This is a genomic window from Algoriphagus sp. (assembly GCF_029254265.1).
Taxonomy (GTDB): Bacteria; Bacteroidota; Bacteroidia; order Cytophagales; family Cyclobacteriaceae; genus Algoriphagus.
Genome location: NZ_JAQWXX010000001.1, coordinates 21452 through 44647, shown reverse-complemented (window position 1 = coordinate 44647; position 23196 = coordinate 21452). Strand labels below are relative to the sequence as shown.

Genomic DNA, 23196 nt, shown 5'->3' with positions numbered 1-23196 from the left:
AGATGGTAGATCCAGTGGATATTGAGGGAAGGAATATGCTCTTACCTGGGGAGGTCTCTGGATGTCGTGAACATCCAAGAGAAGTCAGCCGAGGTCATAGTAGCTACGAGGAACGAGCCCAATAAGAACTATGGAGGTCTCACAGAAGTAGTGAAGGACTGAACGTATTGTGAAGCGAAAATTCGTATGGGAATACAATGTATAGCCTATACTTAAAAGTAGTGGAAAGGTATCATCGGAGTAAAGAGCGATCATGCTATGCTTTACGAACCGCAGTATACGAGACCCGCTTGGCCTGTCCTGACGAAGGAAGGATCCGGTGGTGTGAGAGCCTCAACCTGAGCCGTCTGGCTCAGGTCAGGCTACTCGATTGTAAACCGTTTTATTTTAGTTCTTTAAACATAGGGCCATCTGATTTCACTTTGTCAATTGCTTCTGTCCAATATTCCCAAAAAGCAGAGTCCGCAGGTTCATCAGTCCCTTTCCAATATTCACCGCCACTTAGAATATCAGTTAAATCATTTGAGCCACTATTCTCCCAGTATGCTTTTAATAAATAAAGCATTGCTTCATAACCTTCTTTCTTTGTTATCAATTCGTCTTTAATATTCGCCATTCTAATCTTTATTGGTGCTAATATCCAAGCGTTCAACTTTCCAATAAATGTAATCTCCGATTACATTTTTGTCATTTGTCCAATTACCTAAGTCTAATTGTATATCTCCAAAATCAGCAATTATAGGGTCAATAGATTTAATTTGCCCATATCCATAATAACTCCATTCGGAATCATTAGCTTGTTCAAGTTTTAGTTCTTTGTTCTTGTTCTCATTAAAAATAACATCCCAATCAAGTCCATCTTCTAAATTGCCGAAATCAGCTTCAATAAGTTGTCCTGCCTTAAACTCTTCACCATAGAAGAACCCTGAATAAATATTTCCATTAATTTCAAACTGAACAGTGCCTTCGAACCTGTCCATTAAATCAGTGGATATTATTTTAATTTGGTGTTTCATTTTAATGGTTTACAACTTATTTATTGCTACGGTTTTTCCATATTTATATATCTTATGCGGATCAATGGACACGGTTTTACCCTCTTTTATTTTTTTCGCTCGAGTACGATGACCACCCGGTTTGGAATATAAAGTTGGAGGTGTTGGGAATCACCGGTAGGATAGCTGATTGATGGATCTAATCGCTCAAAACCTCCATAGCGCTTTTCGTCAGAGTCTAAAATAATCTGGTAGCTTCCTGAAGTTGGAACATAGATCGGAAAGCCAAAAAATGACTCCGTAGGATTGAAGGAATACACAAAGATCAATCCACCTCGCTCGTAGGCCAATATTTTCTTATCAGGATCCAAGTGAAGTTGCACAGCAGGTGGGGAAGCAAGAAGCTTATAATCAGTAGCTAGTTTGATCATCGCCTTATCCCAAGCATTTAGCTGCTGGTAGCGAAGTAGTGGGTCGTCGACAAGTGACCATTGTCTTTGAGCATATTGATAGCTCCAGTCATTTCCTTTTCGTGGAAAATCTACCCACTCCGGATGACCAAATTCATTTCCTATAAAATTCAAATAGCCTTCGCCACCTAGGGTAAGGGTTATTATCCGAATCATTTTATGAAGCGCCACTCCTCGATCTACGACCAAACTGGGTTGAAGGATAGACATATTGAAGTACATATCCTTATCCATCAACCAAAAGGCGATGGACTTATCACCCACCAAGGCTTGGTCATGACTTTCTGCGTAGGCGATAGATTTTTCTTTCTTCGGTCGATTGGTCAGTTCGTGCCAAAGCTCAAACATGTCCCATTGCTCATCCAGCTTGTGCTTGAGGGTCTTGATCCAAAAGTCAGGAATTCCCATGGCTAATCTGAAATCAAAGCCGATTCCACCATCTTCCACTTTTCTACAAAGCCCAGGCATCCCACTTACTTCTTCAGCAATAGAAATAGCATTTGAATTCACTGTATGAATCAGTGTGTTTGCCAACTGCAAGTAAAGAACCGCATCCTCATCTACGCCCTCATCAAAATATGCTGATGCATCTCCAAAGGAAATGTGTCCGTGATGATTGTAAATCATCGAAGTCACCCCATCAAATCGGAATCCATCAAAATGAAACTCTTCTAACCAATAGCGGATATTCGAAAGCAAGAATTGCTGCACTTGGAATTTGCCGTAGTCAAACAGCTTGGAATCCCAGCCTTCATGATAGCCTCTTTCTCCAGGATGAAAATATTGATTTTCACTGCCATCAAACTCGTTGAGTCCTTCATTTACATTTTTCACTGCATGAGAATGTACAATGTCCATGACCACTGCGATTCCCATTTTATGCGCGGTATTGATCAAGGATTTGAGTTCCTCAGGTGTTCCAAACCGGGATGTAGGAGCAAAGAAATTAGAGACATGGTAACCAAAGGAACCATAATAGGGATGCTCCATGATTGCCATCATCTGGATGGTATTGTATCCTGCTGCTTTGATGCGAGGTAAAGTGAGTTCCTCGAATTCCGCATAAGTCCCAACTCCCAGTTTCTCCTGAGCCATCCCGATATGGCATTCATAGATCAATGGTTGCTTGAAATTGGACTTCGGAGAAAACTTTGAATCGCTCCATTTGAATTTCTCAGGAAACCAAAGTTGCCCTGCGAAATCATGATTTTCAGGATCCTGAACCACTCTCGTGATGTAAGCAGGAATCCGATCCAAGGTGAACTTGGCAGATTCTACCCTCACTTTTACTTTTCCCTGATGGATAAATCGATCTTTATATTCCTCATAGGGCAAGAAAATTTCCCAATCTCCACGAGAATTTCGCCGCATCGGGTGGGAGGAAAGGTTCCAGCCATTGAAATCACCTATAAAATAGAGTTGATTGGCGGCGGGAGCCCATTCCCGATAAACCCAGCCATTTCGCCAGGCTTCGAAATGAATTCCGTAGTAGAGATGCATTCCCGCAAATTCGGTTATGCTTCCACTGTAATTTTTGATTTCATGGAGCGCTTTGCTAAATCGATCAGATCTTGCTTTGATCTGCGTTTCATAATCTGCCAACCAAGGTTCATCTTGGACTAAAGTGGGAATGTGTTTTTTGCTCACGAAAAATAGATTTTGCTTGAGTTGAATTTAGGAAAAATAGGTTGGTTTGGAATGAATGAATAAAAAAGTTTAGGAGATTAGGGAATAAAAAAAGGGAATCGCAAAAAGCAATCCCCTTTGATTTAGTGTTTTTCAAACACAAAGTCAGGTTCCAAGACTTCTACGTTGCCTTGATCATTGATTTGATCAAGGGTAACTAATTTTAGCTCATTGATAAGCATTGGGTCATATTTTGCAGCTACTCGGATGTAGTTTTCGGTAAAACCATGGATTTTTCCATTTTCTACATCTTCCTCGAAAAGAACAGTGAAAGTTTTCCCCAAATTCTCTTCATAAAATTTCCTTCGTTTTTTCTCCGAAAGAATCCGAAGCATCTTGGATCGCTCATTCCGCTTTTTCATTGGGATTACTTCATCCATTTCAGCAGCTCGTGTATTTGCTCGCTCAGAATAAGTGAAAACGTGTAGGTAAGAAATGTCGAGCTCGTTTAGGAAATTATAAGTTTCTAGGAAAAGCTCATCGGTTTCACCTGGAAAGCCTACGATCACATCGACGCCTATGCAGGCATGCGGCATCAATGTTTTGATTTTGGAGACTCGATCTTCATAGAGCTCTCGAAGATATCGGCGGCCCATTTTACGCAAGATGGTATTTGAACCAGACTGAAGGGGAACGTGAAAATGAGGGACAAACCGTTTGGAGGTAGCAACAAATGAGATGATCTCATTTGTCAGCAAATTTGGTTCGATTGAGGAGATTCGGAAGCGATTGATTCCTTCTACCTCATCGATAGCATAGACCAAGTCAGCAAAACGCTCATTTCGTTTTCCTTCTACTATTCCAAAATCTCCGATATTCACACCTGTAAGAACGATTTCCTTGACGTCTGTAGCGGCTATTTCTCGAGCAGACTCCAAAACTGATTCAATGGTATTGCTTCGGCTTTTTCCTCTGGCAAGTGGGATCGTACAGAAAGCACAGCCATAGTTGCAGCCATCTTGTACTTTCAAAAAGGTACGCGTGCGATCATTGATAGAATACGCATTATTATATATAGTGGCTTCTTGGATTTCTGAAGCAAGTACTTTTGTTTCTTGTGCCTTCGCGAAATCATCGAGCAACTCGATCAATCTGAATTTTTCGGCGGCACCAAGTACCGCATCGACTCCTTCTATTTCAGAAATTTCTTTTGGCTTTAGCTGCGCATAGCAACCAATAATAGTCACATAAGAATTAGGTGAGATCTTTTTAGCCTCTTTGACGATTTTCTTGCATTTTTTATCTGCGTTCTCAGTGACTGAGCAAGTGTTGATGATGAAAATGTCTGGATTTTCCTGAAAATCTACTTTTAGGTACCCCTTTGCTTCAAACTGTCTGCTTATTGTTGACGTTTCGGAGAAATTGAGTTTACAACCTAGTGTGTAAAAGGCTACTTTTTTCAAAATGAGTTCTATTTTTTGAGTACACAAAGGTAATTAAACTTGACTTGTTTTCAATTCCCTAATGTTGAGCCCAAAATTTGTATATTTTCAGGTATTAGGGTAATTTTTTGCTTCATTTTTTGAAAAATGTGTAATTTTTTGAAAAAAATACCTCAAAAATTCATCAAAAGCTTTTCAAGACAAGTATTTTTCTATTTTTGTACATCTAATTTTAAACCACACATTGTAGAAATGGCAACACTAAGACAACAAGCTTTGGCGATGGTGCAGGGAAGACAGCGAAAAGCAGTAACTCCACCATCCACTAAAATCTCAGATTACTTTGGTACCAATATATTTGGGGCTAAGCAGATGAAAGAATCTCTCGCACCATCTGTGTTTAAAAAAGTAATGGAAGCGATCGATAAGGGATCAAAAATCGATGCTTCAGCTGCAGAAGAAGTGGCATCAGCTGTAAAAACCTGGGCACTCTCTAAAGGAGTGACTCATTATACACACTGGTTTCAGCCTTTGACTGGCTCAACTGCTGAAAAGCATGATTCGTTTTTTGATGCGTATGCAGGTCTTGAGAAATTCAAGGGCTCGGCTTTAGTTCAGCAGGAGCCAGATGCGTCTTCATTTCCAAATGGTGGAATTAGATCAACTTTTGAAGCGAGAGGCTACACTGCCTGGGATCCAACTTCGCCGATTTTCATTTTCGAAAACACCCTTTGTATCCCGACAATTTTTGTTTCATATACTGGTGAGGCATTAGATTTTAAAACACCTCTTCTTAAATCGGTTGAGGCAATTAATGATGCTGCAATACAGGTTTGCCAGCTTTTTGATCGAAATGTGAAAAAAGTGCAACCTTCTCTTGGGGTAGAGCAGGAATATTTTGTGGTAGACAAGGCTTTGTTTTCAGCTCGTCCGGATTTGGTGATGGCTGGAAGAACTGTTTATGGACATAGCCCTGCAAGAGGTCAACAATTAGATGATCATTACTTTGGTTCCATTCCAACACGGGTTAAAGACTTTATGGTTGAGTTTGAAGTGGAATCTCACAAATTGGGTATTCCGGTAATGACTCGTCACAATGAGGTTGCCCCAGGTCAGTTTGAAGTTGCTCCGGTTTTTGAAGAAATTAACAAGGCAACAGATCACAACCAATTACTGATGGATGTGATGGAAAAGGCTGCAGAAAAACATGATTTGAAAGTTCTTCTTCATGAAAAGCCTTTCGCAGGAGTCAATGGAAGTGGAAAACATAACAACTGGTCCCTAATCACAGACACTGGAGTGAATTTGTTCCAGCCAAGCAATTCTGCAAGAGAGAACCTTCAGTTTTTAACTTTCTTGGTAGCTACTGTTAAAGCTGTTTATGACTATGCTGATTTGTTAAGAGCAAGCATTGCCTCTGCGGGAAATGATTTTAGGTTAGGTGCAAATGAAGCACCACCGGCAATTATTTCTGTTTTCCTTGGTAAAACTCTGACAGAGGTGCTTGATGAACTTGAAAAGAACGGAAACATCAAGATTGAAAAAGGTGATAACATGTATATGAAGCTTGGGATTTCCAAGATTCCTGAAATCATTCTCGATAATACTGATCGCAACAGAACTTCTCCGTTTGCATTTACAGGAAATAAATTTGAATTCCGAGCGGTAGGTTCACAGGCAAATGTTGCCGGGCCAATGACAGTATTGAATGTTATTGTAGCTGATGTCCTTAAAACAATGCTAAAAGACATTGAAAAAGAGATGACAGCTGGTAAGGAAAAGAAGATCGCAATCGTGAATGTGTTGCGTAAATACATCAAGGATTCTAAGAAAGTAAGATTTGAAGGAGATGGCTATTCTGAAGAGTGGGCTACAGAGGCTGCTAAAAGAGGCTTATCAAATTTAAAATCTACTCCATTGGCACTTGATGTTTACAAAACGAAAGACACAAAAGATCTTTTTGCTCGTCATAATGTTTTGAATCATATAGAGCTTCATGCTCGTCATGAAATCATGCTTGAAAACTTCATCAAGAAAGTTCAGATTGAAAGTCGTGTGATGGGAGATCTTGCTTTAAATCACATCATCCCAACAGCAATTCTATATCAAAACAAAATGATCGAGAATGCAAATGGATTGAAAGGGCTTGGATTAGATCATTCAACTGCTGTTGATACGATCAAAGAAGTGTCAAAGCATATTGAATCTTTGAAACAAAACGTCACAGCTATGATCGAGGCCAGAAAACAAATCAATAAAAATCCTGATTTTGAAGTACAGGCCAAAAGCTATCAGACTGAGGTCAAAGAAAAATACTTTGATAAGATCAGATATGCGGTTGATAAACTTGAGTTATTGGTAGACGATGAGTCTTGGCCATTGGTGAAATACAGAGAGTTACTTTTCCTTAGATAGTAGCTTTTTAATAGAAGATAAGCCATCCCAATTATTTGGGATGGCTTTTTTGTTTAAGATCTGCTTTTGCAGTTTTTTTATTATTCAGAATAATCGACTAATCTTGGTTCAATTAAACTATTTTATAGAATAATATTTTGATTTCTTTTTTATCTGTCTAAACAAAAATTAGAGAACCCCTAATTGTTATCCTTTAAATTTTAATTTTAAGGCAGGGTTATTTTAAAATATTTTTTTAGATCGACTTGAATTTTAAAATAAAGTGAAATATATTTTAACTTTTATAAAAAAATATAATAAGAATCTTCTTTTTGCTAAAAAAAAATAATAGATATCTTTTGTTAGAAATTGGAAATTTTTAGATTTACGATCAATGAAACTAAAGTTGATTCCTTGAATCCAGTTTTTCAGTGAATTAGGATAGACTTCAGGTCGACTTATTGGTCAATTTAAATTTTATGGTAAAAAACAAACAAGTAATTCTTTCCTTAGAAAGAACCCGTAATTCCGGGAATTCAAAACAATTTAATTTCACTATTTATTTTAAACTATGAGAAAACTTCTATCAATTGCTTTTGCTCTTGTGCTGACGGTGGGCCTCACTATTCATGTGCAAGCTCAAACAAGAGTTCTCAAGGGGGTCGTAACCGCAGAGTCGGATGGCCTACCCATGCCAGGAGTAACCATCCTGGACAAAGGGAACAACACTGGTACCACCACAAATGTGGATGGTGAGTATTCTATTTCTGTAAGTTCTAGTTCAGTACTAGTCTTTTCATTTATAGGATTTACTACGCAGGAATTTACTGTTGGGAATCTTACTGAGTTAAACGTAACGCTTCTTGAAGATGCAAATGAGCTTTCAGAGGTGGTGGTGACATCTTTTGGTATGCAACGAGACAAGAAGTCTCTTGGATATTCAGTCACACAACTTTCTGGAGATAAATTCACAGAATCTAGAGCAGTTAACGTGGGAAATGCATTAACTGGTAAGGTTGCAGGTGTGAATGTGACGCCGCCATCCACAGGTGCAGCAGGATCTACTCGAGTAGTGATTCGAGGTGGTTCTTCTTTAACTGGTGCGGATCAGCCACTATATGTTGTCAATGGAGTGCCAATCGAATCAGGTAACCTTGGTAATGCAGGTATGTGGGGAGGAAATGATGCAGGTGATGGTCTTTCTTCAATTAATGCGGATGATATTGAAAGTATTTCAGTATTGAAAGGAAATACTGCAGCGGCTCTTTATGGAGCAAGAGCAGCAAATGGTGTAATCCTAATCACCACTAAGAAAGGTACCGCTCGAAAAGGCGTAGGTGTTGCTGTAAACTCCAACTTCACTTTTGATCAAGTGGTAGATCGTACAGATTTCCAACGAACTTATGGGCCTGGTCAGGATGGAAGAAAGCCTGGTACTCAGGATGAGGCAATAAATACTTCGACCAATGGTTGGGGAGGTGTTTATGATGGAGCTAATTCAATTCAATTTGACGGGCAACAGCGTCCTTACTCTTTTCTAGGAGAGAATTTCAATGATTTTTATAATCAAGGAAGTACTTGGAATAATTCAGTGGCCTTATTTGGAGGAAATGAGAGCACTAGCTATAGATTCTCATTCTCAAATTTGGCTAATGATGACGTGCTTCCAAATTCGGGATTTGACCGAAACGTAGCAAGTATCAATGTCAATAGTAAGCAGGGTAAATTTACACTTGCTGTGTCTGGGCAATATTCCAAGCAAGAAGCTACTAATAGGCCAAGACTTTCAGATTCTCCCGGTAATGCTAACTTCTCCATGGTAGTAAAGCCAGGTAATATTCCGTTGGATGTAATTAAAGGAGATCCAAATAAGCTGGGTGCTAATCCTGACGGAACTGAATTAAGATATCAGGGAAATGTATTCCAGACTAATCCTTACTGGGCAGCTTATCAGTGGGGAAGAACTGATGTGACTGACAGAGTATTTGGAAACATGTCACTAAGATATGATCTCACAGATTGGTTATATGTACAGGGTCGATATGGTACTGATTTTCAGGTTAGAGCTGAAGATGGATACGAAGGTTATGGTACAGCTTTCAAACCTAGAGGTAGTTATAATACTTCTGCGAGAACAGTTCGCGAGAACAACGCTGATATTATGATCGGTTTCAATAAAACTTTTGGTGATTTCGATGTGGATGGTTTCTTAGGTGGAAATCAACTGAGAAGAACAAATGAAAGTAAAAGAGGTGGTGGAAACGACTTGGTCGTTCCATATTTCCACAGTGTTACTAATGTTGCAGCACCATCATTTGGATACGGATTTTCCGAGTTTGGGATCAACTCAATATATGGAGCTGCAAACGTAGGTTACAAAAATATGATCTTCTTAAACCTTACAGGCCGTCAAGATCAGTTCTCTACACTTGCTCCTGAAAACAGTAAAATTTTCTACCCTTCAGTAGGTGTCAGTGCTGTAATATCAGATATGGTCAAAATGCCTGATTTCTTCACATTTGTGAAATTAAGAGGTGGATGGGCTCAAGTAGGCGGTGGTGGTCCAAATCCATACGCATTGAATCTAACCTATGGTTTGGTTGGAGCTGGACATATTGGTGGAGCTAGTCTTGGACAGATCAATAACGGTTCTATTCCTAATGCTAACCTAGGTCCATACCTTTCCTCTGAATGGGAAATCGGTACAGATATCAGGTTTATGGAAAACAGAATCGGATTGGATTTGGCTTATTATAAGCGAAGAACTTCAGATGATATTCTGAATACCGGTATTTCAGCAACTTCAGGATTTGGATCTACCACCGTGAATATTGGAGAGCTGGAAAACCGAGGTTTAGAAGTACTCCTAAACGTAACTCCAATTATAGGTGATTTCCGTTGGGATATTTCATTTAACTATGCAAGAAACATTTCTGAGGTTCTTAGCTTGGGAACTAATGCCGCTGGCGATCCAATTGAATTCATCAACCTAGATGAGTCTCGGGTAAGAAGAGAGCGGATCCGTCATATTGTAGGAGAGCCTCTTGGAATGATTGCTGGTTTCAAACATCTTCAAATCAACGGTCAACCGGTTTATGATGCAAATGGATACCCTGTGACTACCTCAGGATATGAAACCATCGCAGAAGGTCGTCATCCAGTTTCGGGAGGTATTTCCAATAACTTCTCTTACAAAGGCTTCAGAATGATGTTCTTGGTTGACTTTAGATCTGGTGGATCAATGATGTCAGGCACGAACTATTTTGCTTACCAAAATGGTCTTCATAAGAATACTTTGGTTGGAAGAGATGGTAATCTGACTGTGACCGGTGTGACACCGGAGGGTGCCCCTGGTACTTGGACTATTCCGGCAGATCCTTCTGATCCTACTAAGTATCTTATTGATAACTATTGGCAACGATATGCTCAAGTATCAGAGAATGTGGTATATGATGCTTCTTTTGGAAAACTTCGTGAATTCTCCTTCGGATATACTTTCACGAAGAAATTCCTAGAAAAGACTCCATTCCAGTCACTTTCTCTTTCTGTGGTGGGTAGAAATCTTGCGATCCTTTGGTCTAATGTGCCAAATCTTGATCCTGAAGCTGCGTATACTACATCTGGTAACTCTCAAGGCTTGGAGTTTTTCTCAGTTCCTGCGAACAGAAGTATTGGATTTAACCTATCTGCTAACTTCTAAGACCGAAGGTTTAACCTAAAAAAACGAAACTATGAGACTAAGAAATAAAATTACCGGTCTTTTGCTTGGAGCTATCCTCCTTGGCACATCTTGTAATGAGCAAGATTTATTGGACCTAAATATAAATGAAAACGCAGTTGAGGATATCGATATGCGTTATCTATTCTCCCTAGGTACATTGAGAATCGGTGGAGAATATGAAAACACCAGAGCAAACATGCTTTATGCAGCAACAATGATTCAGCATACGGCATCAACTGCAGGGTATTTTAGTGGAGATAAATATTTCTACAGTGCACAGTATAGCGGTGCCTACATGGAGAGACACTTTACAGACGTAATTCGGTTATTTTCTCACGTAATCACTAAGACTTCAGAGGATCCAAACGAAGCGAATCTCAATGCAGCAGCAACAGTATTAAGAGTGTTTGATCTTCTAAGGATGACAGATATGTATGGAGATATTCCTTACACTCAGGCTGGATATGGTTTAGAAGCTGAGGAGAATTGGTTCCCGACTTATCAGTCTCAGCAAGAGGTATATTCTCTTATGATTGCTGATTTGAAAGCAGCCAGAGATAAGTTCTCTCCTTCTGCAAGATCGCTTGGAGTACAGGATTTCTTATATGGTGGTGATATTGATAAGTGGAAGAAGTTTACAAATTCGCTTTTGATGAGAATGGCAATGCGAATGAGTAATGTTGATCCTTCTACCGCTCAGTCTGTATTTACTGAAGCCAATACTAGTGGCGCATTTACCAGTAATGATGACATTGCATTTATTCACTATGCCCCAGGACCACAAGGTGTAAACCGTAACGGCCTGAATGATGGCTATTGGAACACTTATAAGTACTCTAGAGATTGCAAGATTTCTGAGACTTTCTTGAACTGGATGAAAGCTAATGATGACCCCCGAATGATGATTATTACAGGTGGTGTAGGTAATCCAGATGATGCGTCTACTTGGATCACTGATCCTGAAAAGCAAATTGGTCTTCCAAATGGCTACAATTCAACCAATTTAGTAGATGCAGTGCCTCCGGGTACACTTGACGGTTTTTCTACAGTTCAGCAAAACTTCTCTATGCTTAATCTGAAATATTTGGATTGGGAAGATCCTTACTACTTAATTTCATATGCAGAGGTAGAATTAATGAGAGCTGAGGCTGCTGTGAAGGGTTGGATTTCTAGTAATCCATCAACCCACTTTACTAATGGTGTTACTGCAGCAATTTCATCTTGGGTTATTTTTGACCCTTCATTTGCCAAGACTGGTCCAGAAATTCAAACGTATATCGCTGGTCGAGGATTTGATGCTGCTTCTAATGCTGATAAATTGAAATTGATCGGTGAAGAATATTGGGCAGCCACTTATTTGAATGATATCGAGTCTTGGTCGAACTGGAGAAGAACTGGATATCCAGCATTAACTCCAACTCAAGATCCGAATGCATTCGAAGGTAATTTCATTCCAAGAAGATTGAGATATTGGGAATCTGAAATCGGAGCAAATCCTGAAAATTATCAGGCCGCTGTTTCAAGAATGGGTGGTGATCTTTTTGCTACTAAAGTTTGGTGGGACGGAGGTAATTAATTTGCCCTATATTCTAATTTAATAACCAAATTTATGATAGAGGTTCTGGGTCTCCCGGGCCTCTATCTTTATTTATATAGAACCTAATTCTATGAAAAACTATCTTTTGATCTTCCTCTTTTTATTTCTTTTTCAGGAAAATTTCGCCCAATCAAATCCAAACAAGGTAGTAATCGGATACATTGCTGGTTGGAAAGATGTTGAACCTGAAAAAATACCTGTAGAAAAACTAACTCATATCAATTATGCATTTGCTAATGTGGTAGATGGAATAATTCGCTCCGGTGATGGGCTTGAAGAGCGGGATAGCTTAAACTTTTTGAAACTTCATTCACTCAAATCTCGGAATCCAAACCTTAAAGTACTGGTTTCGATTGGAGGATGGTCTTGGTCCAAAGGTTTTTCTGATGCAGCTCTGACACCGGAAAGTCGAAAAATAATAACGGCTTCTGGAATCGATTTTTTAATTAAGCACCGATTAGACGGACTGGATTTTGATTGGGAATATCCAGCACTCCAAGGCGATAATAATGTCGTCAGAGATGTTGATAAGGAAAACTTTGTAGCAATGCTTAAAAGCTTCAGAGAGGCTTTGGACTCACTTGGCGCGATTGATAACAAGCACTATCTATCAACAATTGCTACCGGAGGTTTTCGGAAATATCTTGAAGTAAATGACCTCCGTACTGCTCAACAGTATCTGGACTTAATTAATATCATGAGTTATGATCTTTTTGGTGCAGGAGATGACACCACAGGTCATCATGCTAATTTGTATAAGGGAAACCCAGCTTTAATGCCAGCAGCAAAACGAAATCGATCTGTGGAATCCGCAGTAATGGATCATATTGAATTTGGAATTCCTCGAGAAAAAATAGTTGTAGGAATCCCGTTTTACGGCAAGCGTTGGAAAGATGTTGGTCCTGAAAATAATGGGCTTTACCAACCTGGAACTTTTGATCGAGGGCTTTCTCAGGATAAAATCTATGAATTACAAAGTAATCCTTCCTATCGAGAATGGTGGGATTATAATTCAGAAAATCCTTTTTTGTATTCTGAAGAAAATCGGGAATGGGTGACTTTTGAAAGCCGAAGATCCATAGAGCATAAGATCTATTTTATGAAAAAAGAGCAACTTGCGGGAGTGATGTTTTGGGAGCTTTCGGAAGATCCTTCTGGCTCATTATTGGATGCGATTGACATTAATATTAAAAGACCTTTGAACGATTTTAAGCTCAAAAGATAAATTCCTCATTTTTAATTTAAATCATGAAACTCATTGGAGTAGATATTGGTGGTTCTCATATTTCAGCAGCTTCCATAAATTTTGAAGGAGGGGAGCTAGGTCTGTATGATCTAGAAGAGTCTTCTGTTGACACATCAGTTTCTTCCGAAGAATTAATTTCATCTTGGTCAGACGTGATCCTAGCAACAGCAAATGGTTCAGAGAACTTTCAGTTAGGAATCGCTATGCCCGGTCCCTATGATTATCCAGCTGGAGTATCTCTGATTCAGGATCAAGGGAAAATGAAAGCACTTTACAAAGTTTCTGTCAAAAATCTACTTGCACAGTCGCTGAGAATACCTTCCAATCATATTCAATTTACAAATGATGCAGAGGCTTTTCTTTTAGGGGAAAGTCTGGCAGGCTCGGGAAAAAGCTTCCAGAATTCAATTGGAATTACACTCGGTACTGGACTTGGCTCTGCGATTAAAGTGGAGGATGTGGTCAAAGATGCAAAACTTTGGACAGCACCCTTTAGAGGTGGAATTGCTGAGGATTATTTAGGTACAAGTTGGTTTGTTCGAGAAGCCAAAAAGCAGTTTGATTTGAATATTACAGGAGTTAAGGATTTGGTTGATTCTGATTTGGAAAAAGCTGCCCTACTCTTTGATGTTTTTGGAAAAACACTGGGAGAATTTTTGTTCCCTTATCTTATCAGACTTCAATCTGAGGCAGTGATTTTAGGTGGAAAAATTGCGCTACTTCATCAGTTGTTTTTACCAGCCATGAACCAATATCTTTCTCATAACGGCTGTTCTGTAAAGATTGAAATTTCAACCTTGGGAGAGCAAGCGGCACTTATTGGTGCTTGCCAACCCTATATTAAAAATCATAAATTATGAAATCGAGCATGACTAACTAGTCAAAAACTGAGACGTTTAATTACCATGCGAGATTCCTTGTGACCAATATTAATCGCTTCTAAACACATGAAAAATCGACACTTTATAGTTCTGGTTACTTTTCTCCTGATAGAACTCTTTTCCTTTAAAAGTTTCGCACAGCAAAGTTTTGATCTCATCGTCGTAGGTGGAGGAGCCAGTGGAACTTCAGCTGGAATTTCGGCGGGAAGACTTGGGATAAAAACGCTTATAATAGAAGAGAGTACTTGGCTAGGAGGGATGTTGACAGCAGCAGGAGTTTCTGCAATTGATGGGAATGATAAGATCTCCGGAGGTTTTTATGGAGAATTTAAGCAGGGTTTGGAGGAGTATTACGGAGGTCCGAAAAACATGGCAACCGGCTGGGTCAGCAATACACTTTTTGAACCGAAAGTAGCTAGTGAACTACTGCAAAAATTAGCATCCCAAACTCCAAACCTTGAAATTTCCTTTGAAAGTATATGGAATACAGCGATTTATGAGGAGGAAACTTGGACTGTCACTTTTGTCAAGGCTGGTAAAGAAGTTACTGTGACCAGCACACTCTTGATCGATGCTACAGAATTGGGTGATGTGGCTGCGGCACAAGGATTAAAATACCGTCTAGGAATGGATGCAAGTGGGGTAATTGGTGAAATCTATGCTCCGGTCGAAGCCAACAATATTATTCAGGACTTGACCTATGTGGCTACGCTTCAAGATTATGGAGCGGGAGCTGATAAGACAATTCCAAAACCAGCAAATTACGATCCTACTGAATTTGCATGCGCTTGTGCTCATGCTGATCCCACTACAGATAATGCCCCTACTTTGGACTGCGGTAAAATGCTGGATTATGGCAAATTACCGAATGGTAAATACATGATTAACTGGCCTAATTGTGGAAATGATTATTACCTGAATATTGTGGAAATGGATAGGGATGAGCGAAGAGAAGCTTTGAAAGCCGCAAAAGCTGCTACGCTCAGGTTTGTCTACTATATTCAATACGAATTAGGTTTTAAACATTTGGGCCTTGCTGAGGAAGAATATCCTACTGCAGATGATCTGCCGATGATTCCCTACCATCGTGAATCCAGACGATATTATGGTTTGGTGGATTTCACCTTGCCTTATGTGTTAAATCCATATACCGCCCCAAATCCCTATTATCGTACAGGAGCCATAGTAGGAGATTATACCATTGATCATCATCATAAAAAGAATTTGGAAGCTCCAGCTATTGATTTTATCAAAATCCGGGTGCCATCTTACAATGTGCCTCTAGGAGCTTTGGTACCAAAAGATCATAAAGGATTGATCTTGGCAGAAAAAAGTATATCAGTTTCCAATATTGTCAATGGAGCTACGCGACTTCAGCCTGTGGTCCTGGGAATAGGCCAAGCGGCAGGAACTTTGGCTTGCGTTTCTTTGAAGACTAAAAAAGCTCCAGCCGAGGTTTCCATTAGATCTGTTCAGCAAACCCTTTTGGATCAAGGCGCTTATTTAATGCCTTTTATTGATATCGATCCTTCAAGCCCACATTTTCAGGCGGTACAGAAAATCGGAGTTAGCGGCGTTCTGAAAGGTGAAGGTGTACCTTATTTATGGGCTAATCAGACCTGGTTTTATCCAGAACGCTTGGTGTCCGAATATGAATTGGTAGATGGGCTAAGACCGATCTTTTCAGAACTGAAAGATTTCTGGGGAGCATCAGGAACTTCATTGACAGGTGAGCGATTTCAGATGATCTTGGAAAAAGTAAAACCAAACACTCCACTTTTGGAAATTGCTCAAGCTTATAAGCGAACTGGACTTTCTGGTCAATTTACCACAGATAAAAAATTGAATCGGTTGGAAGTTGCAGTTTTGATTGATGAGTTACTTAATCCTTTTGAAGTGGAAGTGAATTGGGAAGGGGAGTTTAAATAAGCTATCGAAAAAGGAGAATAGAGGAGAATTTGATTTACTTCGTTTTCTCCCAAATCATCTTCCCGATTTTTTCTCCCTGTTTGACCCCTTCTTCAATTGCATCCCGAAAGTGAATTCCTCCATATAATCTGGAAATTGCCGCTTCTTCAGAAGCTAGTAAAAAGGATTTAAATGGTCGTTCGGGTAGCCCAAAGTAGGTTTCGGAGCTATCAATAAACTCAAAATTATCGCCGAAATAACCAGTCAATACCACTGCAGAAGCTCGGCTGATGACCGAGTGACCTGAAGTGTATTCTGGGAAAGGGGGAGTTTGTAACAAGGGTCTCCAACGTTGATCCATCTTTTGATTAATGACAGTTTCAGGTCGGATTCTATTCGTTTCATATTTGGCTTGCCAACAAGAAATAAATGCATCATGGAGTGTTAATCCTACCAAAGCGTGTACATAGGCAGTTTCTGCAAATGATAACTGCTGCTTTTCTGCAGCAATCCCAGTAATTCCAATCCAATGTCCTCCCGGTGATATTTTCTTTATTCCAATCGCCATATGCCCGCTGAAATCCACCATAAATGGATTACAATCCCAAAAATTCGCAATCAGTTTTTGTTCTTCAGTTAATTTTTGAGTTACTGTATATACCTCCATCAATTGTGTATGAAAGGAACTGCCTTCCGTAAGATTGAAAGGAGCCATCGAGGCAGGTTTATATGCCGCTAAATCCTCAATGAAAAATGGTTTGATGGTTTTCCACTCAGGCTCTACGGCAGCAATATAAGCAGGCGGAGTAGGGTACCAAAAGCCTTCTCCTTGCGAAGGAGTATATCTGGTTAAAGTAGAGAGTTGAAGATAGCCATCTTGTTTGGCAACTGCCATTACTGATTTTGCAATTTCAGTTCCATATTCCAAATGACCCTGAAGCTCTTTTTTGGAAATGATTTTAGCTTTTAATGCTTCTGAAATCCATTCTTCCTGTTTTTCCTTAAGTAAATAACCTGAGGGCATAATTGCTTCACCCACTTGAAGCATTGCGATGATTGCAGCAAATTCTGGAGACTTTAAAGTAGTCTTTGTAATTGACCAAGAATTCTTGGTTAGGTAAGTGCCTCCCAAAAGCGAAGAATGCTTGAATTCGATTCCTTGATCTTTTATAGTTAGATAGGAAGCTAAGGTAGCGTAAGCATAGATTCTAGCGGCAACTGGAGGACTTGCCACGTCAGTTACCATGATTTCGGTCAAATGAAAGAGTTTATCTGTATAGATTTTTGGCCAATTTGGAGACTTAGGCTCAGCATGGACTAACTGTGAAATCGTCAATCCTGCCAATAGCAAATATGTTTTTAGTGAATTCATTTGACCTTAAATAATTGTAAAGCCTGTTGATTAATACCAAAAAGGAGCTGGGTTTCTCCATCTACATTTATTGGCAATATTGATTTGATGTCTCCTTTTATATTGAGCCCTGATTCAGAAGGGAGAAGTGCCTTGAAATTTCCCTTTCCGTCATTGCTTAGGACCAATCCCAACCCTGCATCTATCAAACCAATACGGATTCTGGTGAAGGTTTGGTTTCCCCCCAAGACTAGATCTAAATTCCCATCATGGTTTATATCTATAGGTAGAATGGCATAAATAGGGAAGGCTTGTGCAATTTTTGGCAGAGCGTGGGGGACAAAACCTGCTGATGTGTTTTCGAGATAAATGGATTCTAGGGTATTAGCGGTCAAAATCTGAGCATCATCCAATTCTTTTGATGAAAATAAGTCATTCATTTTCGCCTTGGAATAGCTCGCATAATCAGTGAATTTACTTCGCATACTTACCATTTGATCCAGAAGCTCATCTCTACTTGGGAATGGATAAGCTTGGTCTCCAATGAAACATTCCAAGATGGGGTCAATTGATCCATTTTGATCAAAATCAGCCGAATAGAGCTTCAAAAGTTTTTGCTCATTTGCTTCAAATTGAGAATTCAAACCAAAATTTCCTGCTACGATATCCAAATCTCCATCTGAATCAAAATCGCCTAAAGCTAAACTTCCCCACCAACCTGAAAGAGGAGAGGCTAAGTATTTTTGGCTTTGGTCAGAGAAGGTTTTGCCACTTTCATTAATTAGGAAAGTCAAATTCATAAACTCCCCGGCTACCAATAAATCCTCGAAACCATCCCCATTGAAGTCCATTTTTTGGGATGAAGTTACTAAGCCTATTTTACCCTCATGTGGTAAAAATGCAACCGTCTGATCGGTAAATGTGCCTTCGCCATCATTAATAAGAATTTTACTACCTGCTACTAGAGGATATCTACCTGGAATCATCCTAGCTCCAATAAATAAGTCGAGGTAACCGTCTTTATTGATATCGATAGCTTGTGCCGTTCCCGTGCTGAATTTATAATTTGGAAAGGGAGCTTTAGTTAGCTTACCATTGCCGTCATTGAGGTAAAGCCGATCTTCTAGAGCTTCATCTGAACCAATGTAATCCTGATAGCCTCCACTTCCAACATAAAGGTCAAGTGCTCCATCATTGTTGAAATCTTCGAAAATAGCGACAGCATCTGTGACTGAAGTACTGGAAGTGAATCTTGCATAAGGAACCCACTCTCCATTTATGTTTGAGAAAATTTTTCCGGATTGACCTTTTGTACCCCCGATAAAAACCTCCTCATTTCCATCGCCATCTAAATCGCCTTTTGCTAATGCTGGAGAAATATAACTTGGCATCGTGAGCATCAAAGGCTGTCTTTTGAAGTCATTGAAGCCAACTGATTGTGGGATAAAAGGAGGCACTTTGTCAGAAGAAATTAAAATAGGTTCAGTTTTTTGCTTCTCAGAAAATTGAGAATTCGATTCTTTTAAAATCGTTAAAATTTGATTTTTCTCAATATTCTCTAATACTTGCAGGGATCCGTCTGGCCATGTTATTTGTAGTGATTTGACAGTTTCTATTTCACCTAAACCTATGTGTATTCGTTGGCTTACAGAAGATTGAAATCCTCGAACGGGTTGCATTTCAAAGAATTGATTTGAATCGCCTAAGTTGACTTGGATTTTTGCCCCTATAGCATTGGTGTTTTTGGACTTTTCTTTTAGCTGTATTTCTAACCAATTACCTGTTTCTCCTCTGTTTTCATAGATTCCAGCAGTTTCATTCAAATGGTTTATAACCAAATCCAAATCTCCGTCATTATCCAAATCCGAGTAGGCAGCACCACTTGAAAATATTTTTTCTTCAAAACCCCAGTCCATAGAACGATCTTTGAATTCCAAGTTTCCCTGATTTTCGAAGAAATAATTATGAACTGGCGTAGAGGTCATTGTGGTGACCAAATGAAGCGTGTCAGCTTTTTCATTTGCGACAGCCTGTTTGAAATAATAATCTCCTTTGTATTTTAAAAAATCGCGGTTGGTGTAATCACGAAAATATCCATTGGTAACCAGAAGGTCTTTGTATCCGCTATTCGTGGCATCAAAAAATAAAGCAGACCAGCTCCAATCGGTATTGGAAATATTGGAAAGTTGACCGATTTCTGAAAATGATCCATCCCCAAGATTTAGTTGAAGCATGTTTCTCATATTCTGATGGTAAAAACCCTTTTGGATCATCAAGGCGTATTGCTCATAATTTTCAGGACCATAAAGGAGTTTTTGCCGCTCATTATCTTCCGGAAGCATGTCAAGAGTATAGACATCAGGGTTGCCATCATTATTGATATCGGCAATATCTGCTCCCATGGAGAAATGAGAGATGTGCTGAAAATAATCAGTGATTCGATCCGAAAAGGTACCATCCTGATTATTAATATAAAGGTAGTCTGGTTCGATGTAGTCATTGGTAACCAGTAGATCCATCCAGCCGTCTTGATTGATATCTGAAGCGATAACGGCTAAACCAAAGCCTAATGCAGAGCCTTTTATGCCAGCTTTCTCACTGATGTCGATAAATTTACCATTGTCGTTTTGATACAATTTATCTCCTGCAAAGGGGTGGCGAACTGTCTTTGCCTCATCAAATTCCAATTCATTGATGACTTGGATATGATGATTTAGAAGATATAAATCAAGATCCCCGTCACGATCAAAATCAAAGAATAACCCTTGTGTACTATTGGATTGGTCTGCGATTCCAAAACTTGCAGCCTCTTCTTTAAAAACGAAGTTCCCTTGATTGATCCAAAGTTCATTTCCTCGTTCTTTCGGTTCGCCCTTCCCGGAGTAGCAAACATAGATATCCAATAAGCCATCCCCATTTACATCGGCCATCGAGACACCTGTAGTCCAGACTTCTTTTCCTTCAAGGCCGGACTTCTTGCTCAGATCTTCAAATTTTAGATTTCCAAGATTTCTATAGACTTTATTGGAACTCATATTTCCTGTGAAAAATATATCTTCCAGGCCGTCATTATCTAAGTCTCCAACAGCGACACCTCCACCATTGTAGAAATATTCGTATCTCAGAATATTGTTATTAGCATCTTCCTTTAATTGATTTTTAAAAGTGACGCCTGCTTTTCTGGAGTTTATCCTTTGGAAATTGGTCGAAAAATCTGTTTGGGAAAAAGTATTACAAACCATTGAAAGATTTAAAATAAACCCTAGGGTTGTAATTGATGCTATTTTTTGAATGAATTGGATGATCATGTGAATTGATTCTTAGAACTTATCCAAACCGGGTAATCAAATCATCAAATAACTTTTCATTAACTACAGCTACACCTCCAAGCAAACCAACATCTTCACCAAGTTGATAGAGCGAAAGTTTAGTCTTTTCTCTTGATTTGGCCATGCTGTAAATATTTAGCGCTTGCTGTATTGGAGTAATCAGGTACTGATTTGCTTCAGCTACAGATCCACCGATAATGATCAATTCAGGATTGAGTAATTGAATAAGCATTGAGATTCCTCTTCCAAGATCAAGTCCCGCTTCAGATAAAATCGTGATTGCTCGTTGATCTCCTGATAATGCAGCTTCTACTACTAGACCTGGTTCAAGTTCACCTTCGTGATCTCTTACCATTCTGGCCAGAATACCATTTTTGTCCAAAAGAATGGCTTGCTCTGCTTTTTTTACAATTGCGGTCCCTGAGGCTACAGCTTCTAGACATCCTTTTTTTCCGCAGGAACAGGTAATATCTCTAGATTCAAAGATGGGGGAGTGACTGAATTCTCCTGCAAAACCAGATGCACCTTGGTATATTTTCCCGTCTATGATAATCCCCAAACCGATACCCCAACCAATAAATAGTCCAAGTACGTTTTTGTAATTATGCTCAGTACCATATTTAAACTCGGCTAAGGTCATTGCCCTTGCGTCATTTTCAAGGAAGATTTTTTTGTTGAAGCGGGCTTCGAGATTCTCTAAAAGAGTCTTTTTTCCGAATCTCAGATACGTATAATTTACCCCGCCAAGGGAGTCTAATAGTCCTGGCATGGAAATGCCAATTGCAATTACTTTTGAGGGTTCAATTCCGGATCGCTGGAGATAGTCTTCTATATAGTTACAGATCAGCTCAAATGTTTCTTGCTCATTATTTAAGTTGATCTTTTTGCTTTCTTTCGGAAAGGTTAATTGCTGTGTACAAGAGTAAAGACCAAGATTAAGGTTGAATTTGGAAAGGTCTACGGAGAGTACATAGAAAGCGTCTTCGGCTAAGCGGTAAAGGTCGGGTTTTCTTCCTCCCTGAGACTCTGCTCTTCCATGTTTGATGACCTCTCCATTTTCCATAAGATCGCTAAGCAGTGAGTTTACGGTGGGTAGGGAGATTCCAACTTCACTGCAGATCTCACTAGCGGTGTTTGCTCCTTTTTGGTAGAGGTTTTTGATGATTTTTATTTTGTTGAGGTAGCTCTTTATCTCTACCACGCCATCCATCTTATCGATGACAGCTTGAGGATTAATCAGGTTCATATGCTAAAGTTACACTTGAATTAAGCGAATTTTCATGTTTCAAAAAATACTTTTTAAAAAAAATAGAATAACAGACTGTGGTTTATCAATTTTTGATAAAAAAATTATCAGAGTTGGTTTGATTATCTGAAAAGATTTCAAATGTATTTAATAATCATACATCTTTTCTTTTCCAGAAAGCTCTATTTTTGAAAAAAAATAATTTCCATGCAATATTTTACCCTAGAGGCAGACTTGAGTAAAGAAGAGGTTTTTCAAAAAGTCAGTCATTATTTGATGAGAGAGGGGTTTCATATTTCGAAAATAGATCAATCAAGACCTTGGGGAGGTTTTTTTGTTTTGGATGAAACTCAAATAGCGAAATTCAAATCAACTTACTTTGATGAAGTTGAGTTGTCGGAAAATCAACTTTCACAGAAATTGAGCCCTAAACTTCTTTTGGTGTCACCTGGAGCAAGACTTTCTTGGCAATATCATTTTCGCAGATCCGAACTCTGGAAATTGATCTCAGGTGAATCGGGAATCGTGAGAAGTCAAACCAATGAACAAGGAGAATTAATAGAAATGGTGTTAGGAGAAACTGTTTCCTTAGAAAAAGGAGAGCGACATCGTTTGGTTGGTTTAGATGGTTGGGGAATAGTAGCTGAAATTTGGGTTCATTCAGATTCAACTAATCCATCCGATGAAGATGATATTGTACGACTTGAAGATGATTATTCAAGATCCTAAACAGAAAAAGCCTGATATCAATCAGGCTTTTCAGTTTATAGGCAAGTCAATAATTACTTCAACAAGTCAATTTTTTTGGCTATTTCTTCAGCTTCTGCGCTGAGTTTGTCTGCCGCAGTCCTATTGGAGGTGGACATTTTATGAGCTTCAGCTAATTTTGCAGCATAAGCTTCCTGAAGTTTTTCTTTCTCGGATTTTTTTTTGAATAGTCCAAACATGATTTCTTTTTTAAGAAGAACCTGATTCTAGGGAAATGGTTTG

At 39.2% G+C, this 23196-nt stretch carries 15 protein-coding genes; 7 read left to right on the top strand and 8 right to left on the bottom strand.

What is annotated here, in order from left to right:
* Positions 1-382: 382 nt before the first annotated feature.
* The 4 genes from P8O16_RS00170 to mtaB form a co-directional block, all read right to left on the bottom strand.
* Entirely contained in the window at positions 383-616 is a 234-nt protein-coding gene (locus tag P8O16_RS00170; RefSeq protein ID WP_300309615.1) for a hypothetical protein, read from the bottom strand.
* Between the two features lies 1 nt (position 617).
* Positions 618-1016 (bottom strand): hypothetical protein, encoded by a 399-nt coding sequence (locus P8O16_RS00165; protein WP_300309613.1) that lies wholly within the window; start codon positions 1014-1016, stop codon positions 618-620.
* A gap of 86 nt (positions 1017-1102) precedes the next feature.
* Positions 1103-3112: an alpha-amylase family glycosyl hydrolase gene (locus P8O16_RS00160; RefSeq protein WP_300309611.1), complete on the bottom strand. Its 2010-nt coding sequence runs from the start codon at positions 3110-3112 to the stop codon at positions 1103-1105.
* A gap of 122 nt (positions 3113-3234) precedes the next feature.
* Positions 3235-4554 carry a tRNA (N(6)-L-threonylcarbamoyladenosine(37)-C(2))-methylthiotransferase MtaB gene (gene mtaB / locus P8O16_RS00155; RefSeq protein WP_300309609.1) on the bottom strand — a complete coding sequence of 440 codons (1320 nt, stop codon included), beginning with the start codon at positions 4552-4554 and terminating at the stop codon, positions 3235-3237.
* Between the two features lie 231 nt (positions 4555-4785).
* On the opposite strand from mtaB, the gene P8O16_RS00150 reads away from it, so the two are divergent.
* The 6 genes from P8O16_RS00150 to P8O16_RS00125 all read left to right on the top strand — a co-directional run bounded on the left by P8O16_RS00150 (position 4786) and on the right by P8O16_RS00125 (position 16301).
* Positions 4786-6948, top strand: coding sequence for a glutamine synthetase III (locus tag P8O16_RS00150; protein ID WP_300309607.1), 2163 nt, complete (start codon positions 4786-4788; stop codon positions 6946-6948).
* A 550-nt stretch (positions 6949-7498) separates the two neighbouring features.
* Entirely contained in the window at positions 7499-10627 is a 3129-nt protein-coding gene (locus tag P8O16_RS00145; protein ID WP_300309605.1) for a SusC/RagA family TonB-linked outer membrane protein, read from the top strand.
* 31 nt (positions 10628-10658) lie between these two features.
* Entirely contained in the window at positions 10659-12224 is a 1566-nt protein-coding gene (locus P8O16_RS00140; RefSeq protein ID WP_300309602.1) for a SusD/RagB family nutrient-binding outer membrane lipoprotein, read from the top strand.
* A gap of 91 nt (positions 12225-12315) precedes the next feature.
* Complete coding sequence (locus P8O16_RS00135; protein WP_300309600.1) at positions 12316-13470, top strand: glycoside hydrolase family 18 protein; 1155 nt, start codon at positions 12316-12318, stop codon at positions 13468-13470.
* Positions 13471-13493: 23 nt separating this feature from the next.
* On the top strand, positions 13494-14351 hold the full coding sequence (locus P8O16_RS00130; protein ID WP_300309598.1) for an ROK family protein: 858 nt from the start codon (positions 13494-13496) through the stop codon (positions 14349-14351).
* Positions 14352-14438: 87 nt separating this feature from the next.
* Positions 14439-16301 carry an FAD-dependent oxidoreductase gene (locus P8O16_RS00125; protein WP_300309596.1) on the top strand — a complete coding sequence of 621 codons (1863 nt, stop codon included), beginning with the start codon at positions 14439-14441 and terminating at the stop codon, positions 16299-16301.
* Between the two features lie 34 nt (positions 16302-16335).
* Here P8O16_RS00125 and P8O16_RS00120 read toward each other — a convergent pair whose 3' ends face one another.
* From P8O16_RS00120 to P8O16_RS00110, 3 genes are read right to left on the bottom strand one after another with little or no spacing between them, the layout of a single operon-like run.
* Positions 16336-17652: a vanadium-dependent haloperoxidase gene (locus P8O16_RS00120; protein ID WP_300309594.1), complete on the bottom strand. Its 1317-nt coding sequence runs from the start codon at positions 17650-17652 to the stop codon at positions 16336-16338.
* Entirely contained in the window at positions 17649-20939 is a 3291-nt protein-coding gene (locus tag P8O16_RS00115) for a VCBS repeat-containing protein (RefSeq protein ID WP_300309592.1), read from the bottom strand. Before P8O16_RS00115 ends, P8O16_RS00120 begins: the two co-directional genes overlap by 4 nt.
* Before the next feature lie 19 nt (positions 20940-20958).
* Positions 20959-22206 (bottom strand): ROK family transcriptional regulator, encoded by a 1248-nt coding sequence (locus P8O16_RS00110; protein ID WP_300309590.1) that lies wholly within the window; start codon positions 22204-22206, stop codon positions 20959-20961.
* Between the two features lie 207 nt (positions 22207-22413).
* On the opposite strand from P8O16_RS00110, the gene P8O16_RS00105 reads away from it, so the two are divergent.
* Positions 22414-22935: a phosphoheptose isomerase gene (locus P8O16_RS00105; protein ID WP_300309588.1), complete on the top strand. Its 522-nt coding sequence runs from the start codon at positions 22414-22416 to the stop codon at positions 22933-22935.
* Positions 22936-22988: 53 nt separating this feature from the next.
* Here the strand turns inward: P8O16_RS00105 and P8O16_RS00100 are convergent, their stop codons facing one another.
* Positions 22989-23153, bottom strand: coding sequence for a Lacal_2735 family protein (locus P8O16_RS00100; RefSeq protein ID WP_139316563.1), 165 nt, complete (start codon positions 23151-23153; stop codon positions 22989-22991).
* Positions 23154-23196 lie beyond the last annotated feature (43 nt).

Excerpts from the sequence above, each read along its gene's own strand:
- P8O16_RS00170 (WP_300309615.1), bottom strand. The coding sequence starts at position 616 with ATGGCGAATATTAAAGACGAATTGATAACAAAGAAAGAAGGTTATGAA.
- P8O16_RS00165 (WP_300309613.1), bottom strand. The coding sequence starts at position 1,016 with ATGAAACACCAAATTAAAATAATATCCACTGATTTAATGGACAGGTTC.
- P8O16_RS00150 (WP_300309607.1), top strand. The coding sequence starts at position 4,786 with ATGGCAACACTAAGACAACAAGCTTTGGCGATGGTGCAGGGAAGACAG.
- P8O16_RS00145 (WP_300309605.1), top strand. The coding sequence starts at position 7,499 with ATGAGAAAACTTCTATCAATTGCTTTTGCTCTTGTGCTGACGGTGGGC.
- P8O16_RS00140 (WP_300309602.1), top strand. The coding sequence starts at position 10,659 with ATGAGACTAAGAAATAAAATTACCGGTCTTTTGCTTGGAGCTATCCTC.
- P8O16_RS00135 (WP_300309600.1), top strand. The coding sequence starts at position 12,316 with ATGAAAAACTATCTTTTGATCTTCCTCTTTTTATTTCTTTTTCAGGAA.
- P8O16_RS00130 (WP_300309598.1), top strand. The coding sequence starts at position 13,494 with ATGAAACTCATTGGAGTAGATATTGGTGGTTCTCATATTTCAGCAGCT.
- P8O16_RS00125 (WP_300309596.1), top strand. The coding sequence starts at position 14,439 with ATGAAAAATCGACACTTTATAGTTCTGGTTACTTTTCTCCTGATAGAA.
- P8O16_RS00120 (WP_300309594.1), bottom strand. The coding sequence starts at position 17,652 with ATGAATTCACTAAAAACATATTTGCTATTGGCAGGATTGACGATTTCA.
- P8O16_RS00115 (WP_300309592.1), bottom strand. The coding sequence starts at position 20,939 with ATGATCATCCAATTCATTCAAAAAATAGCATCAATTACAACCCTAGGG.
- P8O16_RS00110 (WP_300309590.1), bottom strand. The coding sequence starts at position 22,206 with ATGAACCTGATTAATCCTCAAGCTGTCATCGATAAGATGGATGGCGTG.
- P8O16_RS00105 (WP_300309588.1), top strand. The coding sequence starts at position 22,414 with ATGCAATATTTTACCCTAGAGGCAGACTTGAGTAAAGAAGAGGTTTTT.
- P8O16_RS00100 (WP_139316563.1), bottom strand. The coding sequence starts at position 23,153 with ATGTTTGGACTATTCAAAAAAAAATCCGAGAAAGAAAAACTTCAGGAA.